Annotated in this window: 1 protein-coding gene; it reads left to right on the forward strand. The window is 67.7% G+C overall.

Annotation, left to right across the window (positions count from 1 at the left end):
* Window positions 1–91: 91 nt before the first annotated feature.
* The coding region (locus ACR807_RS41660) for an IS630 family transposase (protein ID WP_438927071.1) at window positions 92–1,184 on the forward strand (1,093 nt) is incomplete at its 3' end.

Here is a 1,184-nt window from a genome sequence, read left to right on the forward strand (position 1 = left end):
CTAGTGGCGCGTCTCGGAGGGTTGACCCGGTAATCGATCGGTTCGGCTGATCGGCGAGGCTGGTCCCGCATGTCGAGTGCGGGAGGTGGTTGTGGCTCGTCGGCCGAGCGTGTTCGTCCGGGCGTTGTCGATGGAGGAAGGCCGGAAGATCCAGCGGATCACCAGAACCGCGAAGGACCCGGTGCGGCTACGCCGGGCGATCGTGGTGCTGATGTCCGGCCAGGGCCAGGCGGTCCGGGACATCACCTCGTTGATGCAGGTCAGCGAGGATTACGTCCGTGATGTGATCCACGCGTTCAACGAGCGGGGGTTCGCGGCGCTGGACCCAAAATGGAGCGGCGGGCGGAGTCGGACGATCGGTGAGGCGATCCGTGAACGGATCTGCCTGATCGCCCGCACTGCGCCCGCCGACTGGGGCATCACCGCGTTCTCCACCTGGTCGCTGTCCAAGCTGCGCGACCACCTGCTCGACCGCGGCACCGTCGCCGCGATCAGCCGGGAAACGCTGCGCCGCATCCTGCGCGACGCCGGCGTCTCCTGGCAGACCACCACCACCTGGAAGGCCTCCACCGACCCGGACTTCCTCGCCAAGATGCAGCGGATCCTCGATCTCTACGACCACCCACCCGCCGACGGCAGGGTGATCTGCGTCGACGAGTTCGGACCGCTCAACCTGCTGCCGCGCAAGGGCAAAGCCTGGCGACCCACCGGGTCGCCGCGCCGATTACGGGCGACCTACAACCGCCACCACGGCGTGATGCACATGCTCGCCGCACTCGACCTGACCACCGGAAAGATCCACTACCGCATCCGGCGCCGCAAACGCCACCGCGAGTTCCTCGACCTGCTCAAGACCCTGCGCGCCCGCTGGCCCGACCAGCGGCTCTACCTGATCATGGACAACTTCTCCCCGCACCGGCACCCCGACGTCCGCCAGTGGGCCGCCGAGAACGACGCTGAGTTGGTGTTCCTGCCGACCTACTCCAGCTGGTTGAACTGGATCGAGGCGGAGTTCGCCGCCCTGCGCTACTTCGCCCTCAACGGCACCGACCACCTCACCCACGCCGAACAGAACGCCGCCATCGGCTCGTTCATCCGCTGGCGCAACGCCCGCGCCCAGCCCAAGACCGGCTTCGCCACCGACTCACCCATCCGCACCTGGACCCATTACCGGCCAAGGCTGC

The organism is Saccharothrix sabaoui (assembly GCF_051756985.1).
Taxonomy (GTDB): Bacteria; Actinomycetota; Actinomycetes; order Mycobacteriales; family Pseudonocardiaceae; genus Actinosynnema.